Origin of the sequence: Streptomyces sp. NPDC012510, assembly GCF_042955065.1 — a bacterium.
In the GTDB taxonomy this organism is placed as follows: domain Bacteria; phylum Actinomycetota; class Actinomycetes; order Streptomycetales; family Streptomycetaceae; genus Streptomyces.
Genome location: NZ_JBIBEN010000084.1, coordinates 323 through 1,395, shown reverse-complemented (window position 1 = coordinate 1,395; position 1,073 = coordinate 323). Strand labels below are relative to the sequence as shown.

At 69.7% G+C, this 1,073-nt stretch carries 1 protein-coding gene; it reads right to left on the bottom strand.

Going from position 1 to position 1,073, the window contains the following annotated elements:
• A partial coding sequence (fxsT, locus tag ACFY9I_RS42470; RefSeq protein ID WP_391012891.1) for an FxSxx-COOH system tetratricopeptide repeat protein occupies positions 1-1,073 on the bottom strand: 1,073 nt, incomplete at both ends.

Here is a 1,073-nt window from a genome sequence, read left to right as displayed (position 1 = left end):
AGCAGCGTCTGCTGGTCCTCCTGGCCGAACAGCCGCTGCCATGTCTCCCACGCCTGCTCGGAGAACTCGATGGCGACCCGGTGATCACCCCAGTACCAGAGGTACTTGGCGACGTTCATCACCAGCGCGCGCACCCACGGCTGGTCGGACTCGACGGCGGTGGAGGCGATGACATGGCCGTACAGCTCCGCGTACCGGGGCCAGTTGGCCGCCTGGTTCGGTCCCTTCGGGTCGGCGGCGGCCAGCAGCGTGTGAGCCCCATTGCGCATGCGTTTCTGTTCCTCGGGGGTCATCCGGTGGATCAGCACGGCCTGCACGAGGCGGTGCATCTCGATCGAGTTGGTCCGGTGGTCGATACGGGCGAGCGAGTAGCGGTTGATCTCCCGTATGGCCCGGGCCAGCCGCATCGGGTCGTTGAGCGCCCGGTCCAGGTCGGGGTCGATCCGGGAGCCGCCGAGGCCGGAGAAGATCGACCGCGAGATGGGGTCGGGCGCGAAGTAGGAGCACAACTGGAGCAGCCGCAGCGCGGCGGGGCTGCGGGTCTCCAGATGGTCGAGGGAGACGTTCCAGGCGGCGGCCACCGGAAGCTGGTAGTCGGGCGGCGGCGAGACCTCCAGCAGTTCGCTGCGCTTGTGCTCGAACAGCCGCAGATACTCCGACACGGGCATCCCCGTCTCGGCCCGCCAGGCCGCGGCCTGCTCCAGCGCGAGCGGCAGATCGCCGAGCGCCTCGGCGAGCAGATCGGCGTCGGTGTCGTCGAGTTCCTCGCCGTAGGCACTGGAACGGCGCAGCAGTTGCTTGCTCTCCTCGCGCGTGAACACGTCCACTTCGAGGGAGGGTCCTACGACGCTCCAGCGCCGGTTGCGGGAGGTGACGAGGATGGTGCCGCTGCCGCCGGTGGGGAAGTAGTCGCGCACCCGCTCCGGACTGTCGGCGTTGTCGAAGATCAGCAGCCAGCGCGAGTACGGCCGCCCCTCGCGCAGCGCCTCCCGCACGGCGGGCCCGGCGATGTTCGCCTCGGCGCTGCTCACCAGGCCGAGCCGCTGGGCCAGTTCCACCAGCGCCTGACCGAT